Genomic DNA, 17194 nt, shown 5'->3' with positions numbered 1-17194 from the left:
TGACTTAGATTAAGTTGGAATAAGCATATAACAAAATCAATAATAATATAAATTGATTGTTTTTATATTATCTATCTATAAAACTGATTAAAAGATTCTATTGGTATATTGCTAATAAATGATTAATATTAACAATATTATTACAAATACATCATCATGCTGGAGCTTTCTGTATGCGCATAACACTGAGGCAACTTGAGGTTTTTACGGAAGTATTAAAGAGTGGCTCCACAACTCAGGCATCGCAATTACTCGCGCTATCTCAATCTGCTGTCAGTGCATCATTGACTGATTTAGAAGGGCAATTAGGTGTCCAATTATTTGACCGTGTGGGTAAACGACTCGTCACTAATGAACATGGACGACTCCTTTACCCTAAAGCATTGTCTTTATTGGAGCAGGCGTTAGAAGTTGAACAACTATTCAAGAAAGAAATGGGCGCAGTTCGCCTTGCTGCGAGTACGACGATTGGTAACTACATCTTACCTGAAATTTTAGCGGGCTATCGTTATGATCACCCTGAAATTCCATTGGAATTATTTATTGGTAATACCGAAGAGGTGATCAAAGGTGTTATGGAATTTCGCGCCGATGTAGGACTAATTGAAGGCGTTTGTCATAGTCCAGAGTTGATCTCGAAACCGTGGCTGAAAGATGAATTAGTGATATTTGCAGCACCTAATAACCCATTAGCCAGTAAGAATCCCTCTCTGACAGAATTGAAAAATGCACCTTGGATTTTGCGTGAAAGAGGTTCTGGAACTCGAGATGTTCTTGATCAGTTATTATTTGCCCACCTTCCCGGGTTTCATATTTTAATGGAACTAGGGAACTCTGAAGCGATTAAACATGCTGTACGTTTTGGTATGGGAATTAGCTGTTTATCTAGAAGGGTTATTGCGGAGCAGTTAGATAATGGCTCACTAGTAGAATTAGCCGTAGATGAGTTACAACTAGAGCGAACGTTATATCTGATTTATCACCGTCAGAAGCATCTTTCTAATGCAATCACCAATTTATTAGATTATTGCAACTGAACATAATAGGCCATAACGTGTTTTGCTAATAATTATAGCTGAATTATGAAGGTATCTTATAACAGCAAAGAGTTGCTTATTTCTGCCGTTTGAGTTTGTTAGAATCCCTCGCGTTATTGACTGAAAATAAAAACAGGGAACAGATGGCTGAACAACATACCAATACATCCATGGGTGGCGCGCCGAGATTACGTCGTGAACTAAAAGCCCGTCACCTTGCCATGATTGCAATTGGCGGCTCCATCGGGACTGGATTATTTGTTGCATCCGGTGCAACAGTGGCTCAAGCAGGACCAGGTGGAGCACTTCTTTCTTATGCCATTATTGGTTTAATGGTTTATTTCCTGATGACCAGTTTAGGTGAATTAGCTGCCTATATGCCGGTTTCAGGCTCATTCGCAACATATGGTGCTAAGTATGTTGATGAAGGTTTTGGTTTCGCATTAGGCTGGAACTACTGGTACAACTGGGCAGTCACTATCGCGGTTGACCTTGTTGCTGCACAGTTAGTTATGACCTATTGGTTTCCTGATACCCCAGGCTGGATCTGGAGTGCCATTTTCCTCGCCATCATTTTCTTATTGAATTACATTTCTGTGAAAGGTTTTGGTGAAGCAGAATATTGGTTCTCTTTAATCAAAGTAACCACAGTTATTGTGTTTATTATTGTGGGTGTCATGATGATTTTTGGCATCATGAATGGTGCTGAAAATGCAGGTTGGCATAATTGGGAAATTGGTGATGCACCATTTGCTGGTGGCTTCTCTGCGATGATCGGTGTCGCCATGATTGTCGGATTCTCTTTCCAAGGTACTGAGTTAATTGGTATTGCTGCGGGTGAATCACAAGATCCTGCCAAAAATATCCCTAAAGCAGTGCGTAAAGTATTCTGGCGTATTTTGTTATTTTACATCTTAGCGATTCTGATTATTAGCTTGATTATTCCTTATACGGATCCAAGCTTGTTACGTAATGATGTTAAAGATATCAGTGTTAGTCCATTTACTTTAGTATTCCAAAATGCGGGCTTATTATCAGCAGCGGCGGTGATGAATGCGGTTATTTTGACGGCAGTGCTGTCTGCGGGGAACTCGGGAATGTACGCCTCTACGCGTATGTTATATACCTTAGCTCGTGAGGGTAAAGCGCCGAAAATATTTGCTCGCTTATCTAAAGGTGGCGTGCCTCGCTATGCTTTACTCGCAACAACAGTTGTCGCAGGGTTATGTTTCTTAAGCTCAATGTTTGGTAATCAAACAGTCTACTTGTGGCTTTTAAACACATCAGGTATGACGGGTTTCATTGCTTGGTTAGGGATTGCGATTAGTCATTATCGATTCAGAAGAGGCTATATTGCTCAAGGTAAAGATTTAAATGATTTACCTTATCGTTCAGGCTTCTTCCCTGTTGGACCTATCTTTGCTTTTGTTTTGTGTTTAATTATTACATTAGGCCAAAACTATCAAGCATTCTTAGAAGATAAGATTGATTGGGTAGGCGTAACTGCCACCTATATTGGTATTCCACTATTTTTAGCGATTTGGTTTGGCTATAAAATTGTAAGAAAAACATCAGTTGTTCGCTATAAAGATATGAGTTTCCCTTCTTATCGAGAAAATCTAGAGAAGTAAAGAATTCTCGCTAAACTGAAATGCATAAAGCGCCTTATATAGGCGCTTTTTTTATACCCCGAATATCTTGCCTAAAACATAAGAAATTAGATGCGCATCCCATAAATACGTTATCAAAAGAAATGAATTGATCAATAATGCTATTGATAAGTATTCTTATTTACTTTATTGTTAGCGCCTGCAAATGAGAGTCAGTTACTTATTGGGTTTTGGAATAGCTCTCAGGCTATAAATCCACAATAAGTTTAATGATTTACATAATAAAAACTACAGACCTCTATGGTTCGTTGAACCTGATGCTGAGCATAGAAAATTCATAGTTAAAAGAAAAAATCTCATGGAGAATCGGGAATGGTTGTTTTTACTAAAAGAAAAATAGCGGTCAGTATTATTGCGGCTATTAGCGTGGCACCTGCATTTGCTGATGACAGCAAAGATAAAATTTATGTTACAACAGCAGCTGGATATCAGCAAAAAATTGAAGATGCTCCCGCATCAATTTCTGTAGTGACCCGTGAGCAATTAGAAAATAAAGCTTACCGCGATGTTACTGATGCGTTGAAAGATTTACCGGGAGTACAGGTAACTGGTGGAGGAAGTGGATCCGATATTAGCATCCGAGGTATGGATGCAAAATACACCATGATTTTAATCGATGGTAAACGTGTAGATACACGTAATACTCGGCCAAATAGCGATGGTTCTGGTATCGAACAAGGTTGGTTACCACCATTGCCTGCGATTGAGCGTATTGAAGTTGTACGTGGTCCAATGTCATCATTATATGGTTCAGATGCCATGGGTGGGGTAATTAACATTATTACTCGTCGTGTGCAGCAAGAATGGACAACTAGTTTACGTGCAGATACTACGATCACAGAAGATAAAGATTCTGGGAATATAGGACAAGGCAGCTTCTATACATCTGGTCCCTTAATCGATGGACTGCTGGGCGTTAAATTGAATGGGCTATATTCACACCGAAATGAAGATAAATTTGTAGGTGGCTATAACCGCCAAATTATGACTAATGGTGGTGGAACATTATCTTTAACACCGGATGAAAAGAACAGCTTCGATTTTGATTTCAAAAAAGACAATCAACATCGTGATTCTACCGTAGGAAAAACGGCAACGAAGAAAGATAGCTTTAATAAATATGAGCTAACGCATCTGGCATTAACACATAACGGCTCTTATGATTTTGGTACAACAGATACTTATATTCAACATGATAAATCTGACAACCCAGGTCGTAAGATGAAATTTGAAGATACGATATTCCGTAATCAAAGTGTTTTTTTACTGGGTGATCATAGTTTAAGTCTTGGTGGTCAGTATCGTAAAGAAAAACTGCAAGATGAAAGTAACCATATCAAAGGCTATAACAAATTAGACCGATGGAGTTGGGCGCTATTTGCAGAAGATGAATGGTTAATCACCAATGATTTTGCATTAACTGGTGGTTTACGTATGGATAAAGATGAGAATTTTGGTTCTCATTGGACACCACGTCTTTATGGTATCTGGCACGCTGATGAGCAATGGACGGTTAAAGGTGGTGTATCTACAGGGTATAGGGCACCAGATCTGCGTCAGTCATCAGATTCTTGGGGACAAGCAACAGGTGGTAATAACTATGATGCAGTCATCTTTGGCAGCTCCAATTTAAAACCTGAAAAAAGTGTGACCGAAGAGATCGGTGTTATTTGGAATAACCAAGATAATCTAAATATTGGTTTAACCATCTTTAATACAGATTTTAAAGACAAGATCACGGAAGAGCGTATCTGTGGTGTTGGAACAGATAAAAAATGTTCCAAAGAAGAGGGATTAGGTCACGAGTATGACTTTATCAGTAAGCGTTTTAACGTGGATAAAGCGAATTTACGTGGTGCTGAAGTGACCTTTAACTGGGATATAACGTCAGACTTAATCTTTGCAGCAAACTATACTTACTCAAAATCAGAGCAAAAAAGTGGCAAATTTAGTGGAAAACCATTAAGCCGCACACCTAAGCACATGGCTAACGGAACTCTGACGTGGCAGGCAAGAGAAGATTTACAGTTATGGAATCGTGTAAACTTCAATGGTAGAAGTAGCTCATTCTTATCACGTACCAGTATGGAAAAAGAACGTCCGTCTTATACTTTCGTTGACCTTGGTGCAAGTTACCACATTAATAAAAATCTTAATTTAGTGGGTGGGGTATATAACATCTTTGATAAACAGATCACAGCGGAAGATAATGGTAAAGTTTTAGAAGGCCGCCGTTATAACGTAGGCATCAACTATAACTTCTAATACTAATTAGCGATTTTTGTTAATTGAACCCTTTGGTGAATAGCCAAAGGGTTTTTTTGTACTATGATTTAGACATCAAACGATTATTCAGATATCTACTCATAGAAAGAAAGATCAAAAAACTGCAATCTACTTGTCTCTGATTTCTCTGATAGGAAAGGAAATGTCTAAATTTAGAAGCTACCTACGAGTTTGGTGTATTGGATTACTCATTTTTATCGGCAGCATCCCTTCAACAATGGCAGGAGATCCTGGGCCTTATCGATTAGTCTTTTTGGACATCTCAGAGTCACCGTATCAGGATGGACAAAAACTACTTATCGAATTGCGTAAGTTAGAGCGACTATCATCGGTACAGAGAGACGGTTGCTTTATATGCAATGGTATTGATGATGGAGAGTCAGAGGTGGAGGTTTTATATCTTTACTCAATCCCTGTAGGGTTATCTGTCGATGAATTACGTAAAGCAGTTAATGGTGACGATATTTCGAGAAATAAAATGCAAACGGTTCTTCGTGATTTTAAAGATCAATATGATTTCGGCGTTGATGGTCTTTTGATTTATAAACATGAGGAAGGTAAGGTCACTATTTATACCATGGATAACAAAGTTGGCTCGAAATTATTACCAGAAAGCAAATCGGTGAAAAGTAAGCTTCTACATTCGAGTTTGGATATGTTACTTGAAAAATCCGCCAATAAATTAGATCGCCCTGTTTGAAACTTATTTGTATTAAATTAAAGGGTTTTTGATATGAATTTATAGGAAATAGTAACTTTATTAGTAATGCGGACAAAAAGGGTAAATTCATCAAAAACTCTCATAGGAAATAGGGTGTTTAATTAACAAATTAGCTTGCTATTTCTAGACGTGACGTGCAAAATGCGCGGACAAAAAATTGACTGATGCTCGATAAAAACGGCATCGGTTTTTTTGCTTTTTAGGGTTCATTCATTTTAATGGGGCCGGATATTAGGCCGGATAGATAAATATTTACGTGTAGCTAACACAGAATGCTACCGATTTGAGGAATGCTTTTATGGCTTACTTTTTTGCTCTCGCAGCAGGACCAAGCGGTCGTCGCTGCCGCATCGATGACTACGGGGCAAGCAGCTTTGCACACCCGACTTTCTTCCTCTCATCCTTTTTCTCTGCTTATAGACAGATGCAAAGTCTTCCCAGTAACTGTAGATTAAGTCGAAGTCGGGCTCAATCTAAAGTTATGGGAGGGCATTGTCATGCAAAATAATTCTGTACCTTTAGATATCGGCCACAACCAAACTGGTGCGAATAACCGAGTCCAACTTGCGAAGACATTAACCCTTGTACAAGTGGTGATGATCGGTATTGCGTATATCCAGCCAATGACTATTTTCGATACATTCGGAATGGTATCGGATAAAACGGGTGGTCACGTCCCGACTTCATACATTATTGCACTCGCTGCAATACTGTTTACTGCTCTGAGCTACGGTAAGCTGGTGAAACGCTTCCCATCTGCCGGTTCAGCGTATACTTATGCCCAAAAATCAATGAGTCCACATATTGGTTTCCTTGTGGGTTGGACATCTTTGCTGTCCTATATTTTCATGCCAATGATCAATATCTTATTGGCAAAAATTTATTTACAAGATATTTTCCCAAATGTTGAACCTGCGATTTTTGTTGTTGGTTTAGTGATCTTAATGACTGCTGCAAACCTACGCGGTATCAACGTTATTGCTAACTTAAGTACCGTTATCGCAATTATTCAAATTGGGGTAATGGCGGTCTTTACAGGATTAGTTATTCATGGTGTTTCAAATGGTGAAGGCTCGGGGGAGATCTGGTCTTTTAATCCATTTGCGAACGAAAAAACAGAATTGGTCCCTTTAATTGCAGGGGCAACAATTCTTTGCTTCTCATTCTTAGGTTTTGACGGATTGAGTTCATTGTCTGAAGAAACGCCAAACGCTGGTAAAGTTATTCCGCGTGCTATTTTCCTAACAGCACTGATTGGCGGGGTTATCTTTATTACCGTTTCGTTCTTCTTGCAGCAATTTTTCCCAGACGTTTCACGTTTTGCGAATATTAATGAGACTCAGCCAGATATCATGAGATTTGTTGCGGGATCGTTCTTCCAAGCAATCATTCTTGTTTTCTCATGTGTGACTGTATTGGCCTCTGGCATGGCCGCTCACGCGGGTAGTGCACGACTGATGTATGTTATGGGGCGTGATGGCGTATTCCCTGAAAAAGTCTTTGGTTATGTCAGTCCAAAATGGCGTACTCCAGCTTATAATGTACTGTTAGTCGGCTTCTTAGCGTTAGGCGCTATTTGGTTTGAGATGGACTTTGCAACGGCATTAATTAACTTTGGTGCATTGATAGCCTTCACCTTTGTGAATATTTCCGTCATTAGTCAGTTCTTTATTCGTGAGCGCCGTATGCAAGGCTTTAAGAATATCGTCAACTATCTGATATTACCGATTATCGGAACACTGACGGTTTGTGTGCTGTGGTTGAATATTGAAGAAGACTCAATGGTGTATGGGCTGATTTGGACGGTTGTCGGATTGGTGTATATGGCTATTCTTACGCGGATGTTTCGTAGGCCGATGCCGCAGATGAGCGACGTGTGATTTTCTCGTTATATTTCATGTTGTAGCGTTGTTGGCTGCACGCGCTAGCCCTAGTCACATACTTATGTATGCTCCTAGGGTCTAGCTTGCTTGCCGCCTAGCTACAACGATGAACTATTTAGAGAAATAATCTTTCATACATCGCTCTATAACGTTGCTGGCTACTGCTCGAGTATATGTCAACATAAGTTGCCTAAATTGAATATAACTTCAAATATAGGTTGGCATCAGAATAGTTAAACTGCAAACGGCAAATTGATGACTGATAAAACAGCGCCTTTGGGCGCTGTTTTTGTTTTCAGTAGGGTATTAATAATTTCTTAACATATTAATCTTATGTGATATTGTGGATGGGTTTAATGACAAGACCCTGACAGGAAGGCATGTAATGAATGATGTGAAAAATCCTGAGAACCAACGACTATTACTCACACTCAGGAACATTGTTGGCAAAAAAAATATCCTCACCGAACCCCATAAAACAGAACGCTATCGGAAAGGTTTTCGTTCCGGCGTGGGCGATGCTATTGCGGTTGTATTTCCCACAACGTTATTAGAACAATGGTATGTATTTAAAGCCTGTGTTGAAGCTGACAAAATTGTCATCATGCAAGCCGCAAATACTGGTCTCACCGAAGGCTCTACACCAAGCGGCTATGATTATGATCGTGATATCGTGATTATTAGCACATTACGCCTTAACCAAATTCAAGTCTTACCTGAGTTGAACCAAGTGGTTGCAATGCCAGGAAGTACATTATATGACCTCGAAAAAATTCTAAAACCACTGGGTCGTGAACCCCATTCCCTTATTGGTTCCTCCTGTATTGGAGCTTCAGTCGTGGGCGGCATTTGTAATAGCTCTGGTGGCTCATTGGTACGCAGAGGTCCAGCTTATACCGAGCTGGCGCTATATGGACGTGTGAATGAAGAAGGCACTGTTGAGCTAGTTAACCACTTAGGGATTGCATTGGGTGAAACTTCGGAAGAAATCCTGACTAATTTGCAGAATCGTCACTATAGTAGCGACGATGTACAGCCGAGTAACAAACTGGCATCTGACCACGAATATGCCCAGCGTGTACGTGATGTTAATGCAGATACGCCATCACGATTTAATGCGGATGAGCGTCGATTATTTGAAGCGTCTGGGTGTGCAGGTAAGTTAGCCGTTTTTGCTGTGCGTTTAGACACGTTCCCTGCCGATAAAGCAACCCAAGTTTTCTACATTGGATCGAATAATCCAGACGTCTTGGAAGATATTCGCCGCCATATCCTGAGTGAGTTTGAAAATCTCCCAGTTGCGGGCGAGTATATGCACCGTGGTTGTTTTGATATTGCAGAAATCTACGGTAAAGACACCTTTTTAATGATAGATAAGTTTGGTACAGATAAAATGCCAACCTTTTTTACCATTAAAGGGCGAATGGATGCAGTACTGAATAAAGTTCCATTGCTTCCATCCAACTTAATCGACCGCACTATGCAGCTATTAAGTAAACTATGGCCATCCCATTTACCGCCACGCATGAAACAGTTCCGTGATAAATATGAGCACCATTTAATGCTTAAAATGGCAGGGGACGGTATTGATGAGGCAAAAGTTTGGCTGAAATCATTCTTTGCAACAGCCGATGGCGGTTATTTTGAATGCACACCGGAAGAGGGTGCTAAAGCCTTCTTACATCGTTTTGCGGCAGCGGGATCCGCAGTTCGTTACCATGCGGTACATAATAAAGATGTTGAGGATGTATTACCGTTAGATATTGCGCTAAGACGGAATGACCGAGATTGGTTTGAAAAATTACCGCCTGAAATTGAAGATCTCATCGTCCATAAATTATATTGCGGACATTTTATGTGTCATGTAATGCATCAGGATTATGTGTTGAAAAAAGGGGTAAATCCTAAAGAACTGAAAGAGAAAATGTTGGCTCTTTTAGATGAAAGAGGTGCTCAGTATCCAGCTGAACATAATGTCGGGCATTTATATAAGGCTCCGATGCAATTAAAAACATTCTATAAAGAAACAGACCCAACCAATACGATGAATCCGGGACTGGGTAAAACCACGAAACGGAAACATTGGGATGGTGATTGCGGTTGTGATCATGAATAGGTGAGTATAGATTGATGGGCAGAAATTCTGCCCATTTTTAATCTAAAAACTAACTGGCGAGATCTGCGGCATAACTGACGAGCGCTTTTAGCTGCTGACAACGCTTCTCATCTTCATGATGAATATCCATTAAGAGCTGAATTTGCTGCATATATTCAGTTAAACGAGCTTCAGTAAAATAGTCACGACGATGTTGCAGCCAACGTTGTTGCTCATCATAAGATAGGGTTGCAGGGTAGTTACGCGCTTTATAGCGGAAAAATAACTCTTTCATGCGCTTATCTTCAAAGCTTAAATCTAACCCTGGTAGATTTTGGGGTGCAGTTTCACGAATGATATCCATGGTGGAACGATCGGAGGGTGAAAAGAAACCACTATAGATTTGCCTGTCAACATCATTCGATTCTTCAAATTGCTGGTCAACACTAAAAATCTCAATCAATTTATTACGAACATCTGGATTTTTACGCAATATTTCTAAATTACGCAGACATAAATCGCGATCAATTCCTGTACGCTCTGCATCGACGGTACGTAAAGTTTTTTCCGGAGCAAGAATTGGACATTTATTAATATGAACTAACTTAATTGGTACCGGAAGGGCATCACCTAATTCAGCTTTCGGTGTGTATAAGCGCCCACGCAGTTCATCCGAATTTAACGTGAGAAGCGGCGACATGTCGGCAGACAGGTCACACATAATCACTGCATTTTTATTCTCTGGATGCCAAGCTAATGGTGCAACTAAGCTAACATAAGAGCGCAGTGCACCAAACATACCTGAAACATGCACCAGAGGTGTCATCTCCACAATATCGATGAGTTGACTGACTTTATTTTTATTTCGCAACTGATAAAAATAATCAAACATGCGCGGTTGGGCTTGTTTAAGTAGCTTTGCCATATTGATAGTTGCCAGAACATCGGACATTGCATCATGGGCATTTTCATGGGCAACACCGTTAGCTTTGGTTAAATGTTCAAGGCGTAGGCTAGGTAGCCCGTCATCATTTTCTGGCCAGTTAATTCCTTCAGGGCGCAGTGCAAAACAAGCGCGTAGAGCATCGAGTAGATCCCAACGAGAGTTTCCTTGCTGCCAGCTGTAGGCGTATGGGTCATAAAAATTACGATAAAAAATATTTCGTGTGACTTCATCATCAAAGCGAATATTGTTGTAACCCATAATGCAGGTGTTGGGCGTACTAAATGACTGATGGATACGTTTAGCAAACTCGGCTTCATTCACCCCATTAGCTTGGGCAATTTGCGGGGTTATTCCGGTGATCATGACGGCTTCTGGTTGAGGTAGGTAGTCATCAGTAGGTTTGCAGTAAAATACTTCAGGTTCATCGATGATATTGAAATCTAAGTCTGTCCGCACGCCCGCAAACTGTGCAGGGCGATCCAAAGCCGGATGCTTACCAAATGTTTCATAGTCATGAATAAAGAAGGTCGGCTGATTATGCTTATTTTTCAAAATGAGGTCCATCGTCGATTTAGGTGATTGGTGCAAACGCATTACGGTTTGACGCTATGGTAAACCATCTAGTGAAAAATCTAAACTTATGTGGGAGTTAGAGATTGCATTATATGGGATAGACACTGAATAAGTGATTCTTGGCCGCCATCTTCATTAGCTTCAAGCAAAGCTTGCTGTAAATAATATTTAATAAGATTCGGTTCATTTCGTAGAAGCTCTGCGATTACATCACTGTGAAGGCGTGTCTTATCCATATTAACCTCAAAAGTAGTCTAGAGAAATTGAGTATAAAAAATAATCTGGATCAAAAAAATAGATGAATCTATACTAGCTGTAAGAATATATCTTACATGAGAACGCTTATGGCAAGAACAATGACAGTCGACCTCGGCGACGAACTTCGTGATTTTATCGATTCATTAGTGAATTCAGGGGATTACAGAACACAGAGTGAAGTCTTACGCGATGCCTTGCGTTTACTCAAGGAAAAGCAAGCGCAATCGAATGTGCAAGAATTAAAAGATCTTCTTGCTGAAGGGCTGAGCAGTGGGTCGCCAATTGCTTGGGATCAAACCAAATTCCTTCAACGGATGAAAGATAAGGTTAAAAATGAAAACGATAAATCTGACCCCAAAAGCGAATGAGGATTTAGAAGCCATTTGGAGGTATAGCCAGAAGCATTTTGGTATTAAAAAGGCTGAATAGTATCTCATTCGGCTCACTAACAGTTTTGAGTTGTTAGCTCACCATGATATTGGTGTACAACGACGAGAATTAGGGCGAAATATATTCTCGTTGCCCGTTGAAAATCACACTGTCTTTTTTATTCCCTCCACATACTCCAAAACAGTGATCCGTGTATTGAATCAATACCAAGATGTTATGAGTAACATTAAATCAATAAAATAGCGAATGCATCTTGTAAGGTGACCATAGAAGAAGGTATTGTGTTAGGAGACAATACATTTTTAATATTGAATAGAGGATGTTAAACATGGACAACGCCAATAAACCAACTTTCCAAAATGTACTGGAATTTGTGCGTATGTTTCGCCGTAAAAATAAAATTCGCCGTGAAATAACGGATAACGAGAAGAAAATCCGTGATAACCAAAAACGTGTTTTACTTCTAGATAACCTAGGTGAATATATTAAACCTGGTATGTCCATTGATGATATTCAAGGCATTATCGCGAATATGCGCAGTGACTATGATGACCGTATCGACGATTACATCATTAAAAATGCAGAGTTATCGAAAGAACGTCGAGAAATCTCTAAAAAATTGAAAGAGATGGGTGAACTAGCTCGACCTGAATCGAAGTAATATTCGTTTTAATTTAATTTTAAAGAAGCTGATAAAATTTCAGCTTCTTTTTTAGAGAAAGAAACCTGCCAAAATTATAAAATAAGCGTCTTCACTTGCTTAATTAATGCACTTGCCAACCGCTCCATCTCTTCGTTCTCAATAAACCCCATCGTGATAGCTGCCGCAACCAATTCACCTTGTTGATTGAATATCGGGCAAGCAATAGATTGTGCTCCAGGGATCCCTTCTGTGGGTAAATAACGAATCGCGTAACCTTGCTGAATAATATGATTTAGTTCGTCATCAGAAAATGGATGAGTGGTAAATTGTTTATCAAATGCACAATAAATTAATCCTGCTGCGCTTTTATCAATGGGTAAAGGTGTATTGGGGAGAAAATCAATTTCTACATTTTTAAAGCTACGATTGTATTTTACCAAGGACAATGTTTTACCAATACGAATAGCGAGTCCCGTGGAAACATTCTGTGTGTCACGAAAATGGATCAAACTTTGGTTTATCACTTCAACAATTGACCCTTCTGTTGCAACAAAACTGGCTAAGAATGACAAATTTGGACCTAAACCATAGCGGCTGGTTTGTACATCTTGATAAAGCATTTGAGTCCGACATAACGAAACTAAATATTTATGTAAGCGGCTTTTCGATATTTCGCAGCCTTTGGAGATATCAGCCGCACGCGCAATACCACCATTTTGTGCGATGAAATTAAGAATACTTACAGCAATATCAACAGAATTAACACCTTGCAGTGTAGTCATACATAACCTCGTTTTATCTAGACCGCTGATTTTACCATGAGTTAAGAGTAGGAACTAATAACCGATATAGGGGCAAAGCACGATCACACTCATGGGTAAATTTTAGATCAAACAAGAGTAACTTTGACATGAAGCAAGTTCACTTATTATGAATGGAGTATACATATGGTGAACTAAATTTAAGGCAATGTTGAGGTTTACCATAATGAAAATTTACGATGAATTACGATTAAATCGCCGAACTTTACTCAAAGGAATGGGTGTTGTCGGCTTGGCGACGATAGCACCGAGCTCATTTGTACAAGCCAATAATAATCAGCCTTTACCCAAAGTGCGATTAAAGCTATCGGACTATAAAACGTTTCGTTCAACTTGTGCTATGGAGTGTTTACATTGCAACCTTACCGCCTATACCTATCAAGGTAAGTTGATGAAAATACAAGCGACTGAAGGTTTTAACGTGAAGTGCTGCTTACGAGGAATGAGCAGAACTAAATGGGTATACCATGCAGAACGGGTGACGACACCATTACTCAGAGTTGGTGAGAAAGGTAAAGCTGAGTTCAAACCAATTTCATGGGATGAAGCATTGGATTTGATTGAGAAAAATATCCGAGAAACTATTGATAAATATGGTAATGAAGGCTTATTTATTTCGACCCATGCAGGAAATATGGACTCGATTAAAAATGATATGGGTAAGGCATTTTTTGATTACCTCGGAGGTTCTACAAAACAGGCAGGTTCACTGTGCTGTTCGGCGGTTACCGCCGCCATGATCCCCATGTTGGGACTGCGTTATGCAGATACGCGAGATACGATTGCAGATAGTCGTTATATTCTCTGTTGGGGAAATAACCCCGCAGTGACGATGCAAGCCTATTTTAAAAATTATAATCAGGGGCGTAAAAATGGCGCACGACTAGTTGTTATCGACCCACGATTTAATGAAACTGCGGCAAAAGCAGATGAATGGGTACCTATCATTCCAGGAACGGATACTGCACTCGCGTTAGGCATGATAAAAATCATTATTGAAGAGAATCGAATTGATGAGGACTTTTTACGGGCGCACACCGGAGCTGTCTATCTTGTCGATAAGGATCAACATCAAATTAGAGAGGATGATAGCGATAAGGACAGTTATTTGGTCTTTGATATGATAAGTCAAAAGCCAGCCCGTCATGACCTTTCGGGTATTCAACCCGCACTACATCAAAGCGAATTGCCTGAAAATACTGGATTTACAACTGTTTTTGAACAAATTTATCAGCAAGCGAAAGGATGGGATACTCAGCGAGTATCTAAGGAAACGGACGTTCCGGTTGAAACTATTGTACGCCTTGCTAGGGACTATTCATCGTTAACCCCATCGATGATTGTACAAAATATGTCTGGCGCTCAGCGTACAGAATATGGCACTTATGTCGCTGCTAGCCAGTTTTATCTCGCACTGTTGACAGGAAATATAGGTAAACGTGGAGCGGGTGTCTGTGATGCTGGTGGGGCTCGTCAGATGGCAAAATTTAATGCCATTGTCCCTCCAGCTCCAAATGCTAAAAATATTCCACCGATCCCTGTATCTAAGGTCGGCGAGTACATTGTTAATGATCAGCCACATCCAATTAATTTTTGGTGGATTATGACAATGGGGGTGATGACGCAATTACCGAATACGAACAAAGTCCGTGAGGCTCTCAAAAAAGTTCCGTTTGTTGTTGTTGCCGATAATTTAATGAGTTCAACGGCATTGTATGCAGATTTAGTCTTACCCGTAACGACAATCTTTGAAGATACTAGCTTGATGGCGGGGGTACGTAGCCAATATGTACAGTTGATGGAGAAAGCTGTCGAACCCGTAGGCGAAGCAAAACCAGATTATTGGATTTTCGCACAATTAGCAGAGCGTTTTGGCTTTGGCGATGTATTTAATAAACCCATTGAACACTATATTGATACCTGTTTAGAAGGCTCGGGCATTACTCGCCAAATGTTAGCTAAAGGTCCCGTTCGCCCAGTAGAGGGTGACTGGATCCCATTCAAAGATGGCGTATTTAGGACATCCACAAAAAAAGCCCACTTTTTTATTGAAGAGTGGCAAAAGAAAAAGTTTTCTCCCGTCGTTTCTTACTATCAGGTGACTGAATCAGTGCAAGGTTCCCCTGAGCTTGCTAAAAAATACCCATTAATGGCCGTGCAACGAAAGTTGGCTCGTAGCGTCCACTCTAGCCATGGCATGAATGAATGGATTCTAGAAATACATCGTAACCAACCTAATGTCTTGATCCATCCAGAAGATGCGGGAGAGCGAGGTATCAGAGATGGGGAATGGGCTATTGCGTTCAATAACCGCGGTGAACATCGAGCGATTGCGGTTGTGACCACGCATATCAAAAAGGGAGTTATTTCTCTAGATAATGGTTGGTGGGAACAGCAAGGAGGAAGCAGCAGCCACGTGACTAATGACCAAGTTGAGCATTTAGGTACTGGGCATTGTTGTAACAGTACATTGGTTGATGTGAGAAGGGAGGCATAGTTATGATAAAGCAATATGGTTTTTTAATTAATACGAAGGATTGTTATGGCTGCCGAACTTGCTCCATGGCATGTAAATCAGAAAATGTAACCCCTCCGGGAGTATTGTGGCGTCGAGTTCGAGAATTCAACGGTGACTCACCCAATACACAGGCATTTATCACGATGTCATGTAATCACTGTGATGACCCTCAATGCTTAAAAGTCTGTCCTGCGAATACTTACTCGAAGCGTGCTGATGGCATCGTTGTTCAAGACCATGAAAAGTGTATTGGATGCCAAATGTGTATCATGGCATGCCCATATCATGCACCCGTATTTGACCCTGCTGAAGGCAAAACCAGCAAGTGTAATATGTGCGCAGAACGGCTTGATGAGGGGTTATTGCCAAGGTGTGTAGAGTCTTGCCCTACAGGTGCCATCGAATTTGGTGATATCAATGAATTACGCAAGAAGCACACCACTAACTGGAGCGTATTGGAACAGAGTTACAACATGCCTGACCACACGATAAGCAACCCGAATATTGTCATCATTGGCATGGAGGACTAATCATGGATATTAAACATATGGAACTCCCGCTGGTATTTTTTACAGTGATGAGTCAGTGGGGGATCGGTGCTGTTTTCGCATTAACTATTTACCAAATGAAAGCAAGCAAAGAGAACTTATTATCAGGTTCTGCACTACGCCGTGTCGTGTTATTGATTTGGTTGATTGAAGTGGTTGGTTCATCGATGTCGATGGGACATTTAGGGGTTCCGTTAGAGGCATATCGCTCAGTTCTTGGATTAGGGCACTCTTGGTTGAGCCGTGAAGCGGTGACATTTGTATTATTAAACGGCGTAGTGACTCTTTGGGCGCTATCATGTTGGCTATCTCCTCAAGTAAATGTACGTAATCAGTTACTCGGCTGGTTAAGTGCTATTGGTGGCGTTGCTGCTATTTTTGTGACAGCACAAGTTTATTATCAAATGATTGCGCATCCGTTATGGCATACCCCGGCGACACAAATCGCGTTCATTGGTAGTGCAATAGTACTGGGTTTTAGTCTCGTTACTTTATTAATTATTGGACAAGGAAAACCCGTTCCATCAGTTATCAAAATTGGTGTACTGATTGGTGTTGCATTGGTATTAGGAGCACAAATCATCCGCTTACAATTACCGGCAAGCCAAGGAGGAAGTTATTTGCTTTGGTGGCAGGTGGTGATGAGCATGTTGTTGCCTTGTATCGTGGTTATGAAAGGATATAAGGAGAAACAGCCCTCAGCGATTGTTATAGCATTGGTGATGCTGCTTATATTTAGTGGTGAATTAGCGGGAAGGGCTCTATTTTATGGAAGCGTTATGATACAGGCCCCTTGGTTTTAAAT

13 protein-coding genes are annotated in these 17194 nt (G+C 40.4%); 11 read left to right on the top strand and 2 right to left on the bottom strand.

Features of this window, described 5'->3' with window-relative positions:
• The first annotated feature begins 173 nt into the window (after window positions 1-173).
• The 6 genes from yieE (at window position 174) to dld (ending at window position 9713) form a co-directional block, all read left to right on the top strand.
• Entirely contained in the window at window positions 174-1037 is an 864-nt protein-coding gene (gene yieE / locus EL244_RS10540; protein ID WP_006815447.1) for a DNA-binding transcriptional regulator YeiE, read from the top strand.
• Between the two features lie 143 nt (window positions 1038-1180).
• Window positions 1181-2668, top strand: a complete 1488-nt coding sequence (locus EL244_RS10535) for an amino acid permease (protein ID WP_006815446.1) — start codon at window positions 1181-1183, stop codon at window positions 2666-2668.
• A 351-nt stretch (window positions 2669-3019) separates the two neighbouring features.
• Window positions 3020-4972, top strand: a complete 1953-nt coding sequence (locus tag EL244_RS10530; protein WP_126460803.1) for a ligand-gated channel protein — start codon at window positions 3020-3022, stop codon at window positions 4970-4972.
• Between the two features lie 163 nt (window positions 4973-5135).
• On the top strand, window positions 5136-5693 hold the full coding sequence (locus EL244_RS10525) for a hypothetical protein (protein WP_126436952.1): 558 nt from the start codon (window positions 5136-5138) through the stop codon (window positions 5691-5693).
• 518 nt (window positions 5694-6211) lie between these two features.
• Window positions 6212-7594: an APC family permease gene (locus EL244_RS10515; protein WP_006815442.1), complete on the top strand. Its 1383-nt coding sequence runs from the start codon at window positions 6212-6214 to the stop codon at window positions 7592-7594.
• A 388-nt stretch (window positions 7595-7982) separates the two neighbouring features.
• Window positions 7983-9713 carry a D-lactate dehydrogenase gene (dld, locus tag EL244_RS10510; RefSeq protein WP_126460800.1) on the top strand — a complete coding sequence of 577 codons (1731 nt, stop codon included), beginning with the start codon at window positions 7983-7985 and terminating at the stop codon, window positions 9711-9713.
• Between the two features lie 49 nt (window positions 9714-9762).
• On the opposite strand, the gene sbcB is transcribed toward dld, so the two are convergent.
• Window positions 9763-11202, bottom strand: a complete 1440-nt coding sequence (gene sbcB / locus EL244_RS10505; RefSeq protein WP_126462816.1) for an exodeoxyribonuclease I — start codon at window positions 11200-11202, stop codon at window positions 9763-9765.
• A gap of 353 nt (window positions 11203-11555) precedes the next feature.
• Between sbcB and EL244_RS10500 the strand changes: the two genes are divergently transcribed.
• Together EL244_RS10500 and tmaR are read left to right on the top strand one after the other, a co-directional pair.
• Window positions 11556-11837 (top strand): type II toxin-antitoxin system ParD family antitoxin, encoded by a 282-nt coding sequence (locus EL244_RS10500; protein WP_126460797.1) that lies wholly within the window; start codon window positions 11556-11558, stop codon window positions 11835-11837.
• A 350-nt stretch (window positions 11838-12187) separates the two neighbouring features.
• Complete coding sequence (tmaR, locus tag EL244_RS10485) at window positions 12188-12520, top strand: PTS system regulator TmaR (RefSeq protein WP_039855311.1); 333 nt, start codon at window positions 12188-12190, stop codon at window positions 12518-12520.
• 74 nt (window positions 12521-12594) lie between these two features.
• On the opposite strand, the gene EL244_RS10480 is transcribed toward tmaR, so the two are convergent.
• Window positions 12595-13284, bottom strand: coding sequence for a helix-turn-helix domain-containing protein (locus tag EL244_RS10480; RefSeq protein ID WP_006815435.1), 690 nt, complete (start codon window positions 13282-13284; stop codon window positions 12595-12597).
• Window positions 13285-13489: 205 nt separating this feature from the next.
• Here EL244_RS10480 and EL244_RS10475 point away from each other — a divergent pair, with 205 nt between their 5' ends.
• The 3 genes from EL244_RS10475 to EL244_RS10465 are packed head-to-tail and all read left to right on the top strand — an operon-like array spanning window position 13490 to window position 17192.
• Window positions 13490-15820: a molybdopterin-containing oxidoreductase family protein gene (locus tag EL244_RS10475; RefSeq protein WP_126460791.1), complete on the top strand. Its 2331-nt coding sequence runs from the start codon at window positions 13490-13492 to the stop codon at window positions 15818-15820.
• Between the two features lie 2 nt (window positions 15821-15822).
• Complete coding sequence (locus tag EL244_RS10470) at window positions 15823-16371, top strand: 4Fe-4S dicluster domain-containing protein (protein WP_172597519.1); 549 nt, start codon at window positions 15823-15825, stop codon at window positions 16369-16371.
• Window positions 16372-16373: 2 nt separating this feature from the next.
• The gene (locus tag EL244_RS10465) at window positions 16374-17192 is read left to right on the top strand and encodes a dimethyl sulfoxide reductase anchor subunit family protein (protein WP_126460788.1); all 819 of its coding nucleotides are present in this window, start codon (window positions 16374-16376) and stop codon (window positions 17190-17192) included.
• The last annotated feature ends 2 nt before the right edge of the window (window positions 17193-17194 follow it).

This window comes from Providencia rustigianii (genome assembly GCF_900637755.1).
GTDB classification, from domain to species: Bacteria; Pseudomonadota; Gammaproteobacteria; order Enterobacterales; family Enterobacteriaceae; genus Providencia; species Providencia rustigianii.
This window is presented reverse-complemented; position numbering and strand designations above follow the sequence as displayed.

Coding starts and splice junctions, on each gene's coding strand:
- yieE (WP_006815447.1), top strand. CDS start 174: ATGCGCATAACACTGAGGCAACTTGAGGTTTTTACGGAAGTATTAAAG.
- EL244_RS10535 (WP_006815446.1), top strand. CDS start 1,181: ATGGCTGAACAACATACCAATACATCCATGGGTGGCGCGCCGAGATTA.
- EL244_RS10530 (WP_126460803.1), top strand. CDS start 3,020: ATGGTTGTTTTTACTAAAAGAAAAATAGCGGTCAGTATTATTGCGGCT.
- EL244_RS10525 (WP_126436952.1), top strand. CDS start 5,136: ATGTCTAAATTTAGAAGCTACCTACGAGTTTGGTGTATTGGATTACTC.
- EL244_RS10515 (WP_006815442.1), top strand. CDS start 6,212: ATGCAAAATAATTCTGTACCTTTAGATATCGGCCACAACCAAACTGGT.
- dld (WP_126460800.1), top strand. CDS start 7,983: ATGAATGATGTGAAAAATCCTGAGAACCAACGACTATTACTCACACTC.
- sbcB (WP_126462816.1), bottom strand. CDS start 11,202: ATGGACCTCATTTTGAAAAATAAGCATAATCAGCCGACCTTCTTTATT.
- EL244_RS10500 (WP_126460797.1), top strand. CDS start 11,556: ATGGCAAGAACAATGACAGTCGACCTCGGCGACGAACTTCGTGATTTT.
- tmaR (WP_039855311.1), top strand. CDS start 12,188: ATGGACAACGCCAATAAACCAACTTTCCAAAATGTACTGGAATTTGTG.
- EL244_RS10480 (WP_006815435.1), bottom strand. CDS start 13,284: ATGACTACACTGCAAGGTGTTAATTCTGTTGATATTGCTGTAAGTATT.
- EL244_RS10475 (WP_126460791.1), top strand. CDS start 13,490: ATGAAAATTTACGATGAATTACGATTAAATCGCCGAACTTTACTCAAA.
- EL244_RS10470 (WP_172597519.1), top strand. CDS start 15,823: ATGATAAAGCAATATGGTTTTTTAATTAATACGAAGGATTGTTATGGC.
- EL244_RS10465 (WP_126460788.1), top strand. CDS start 16,374: ATGGATATTAAACATATGGAACTCCCGCTGGTATTTTTTACAGTGATG.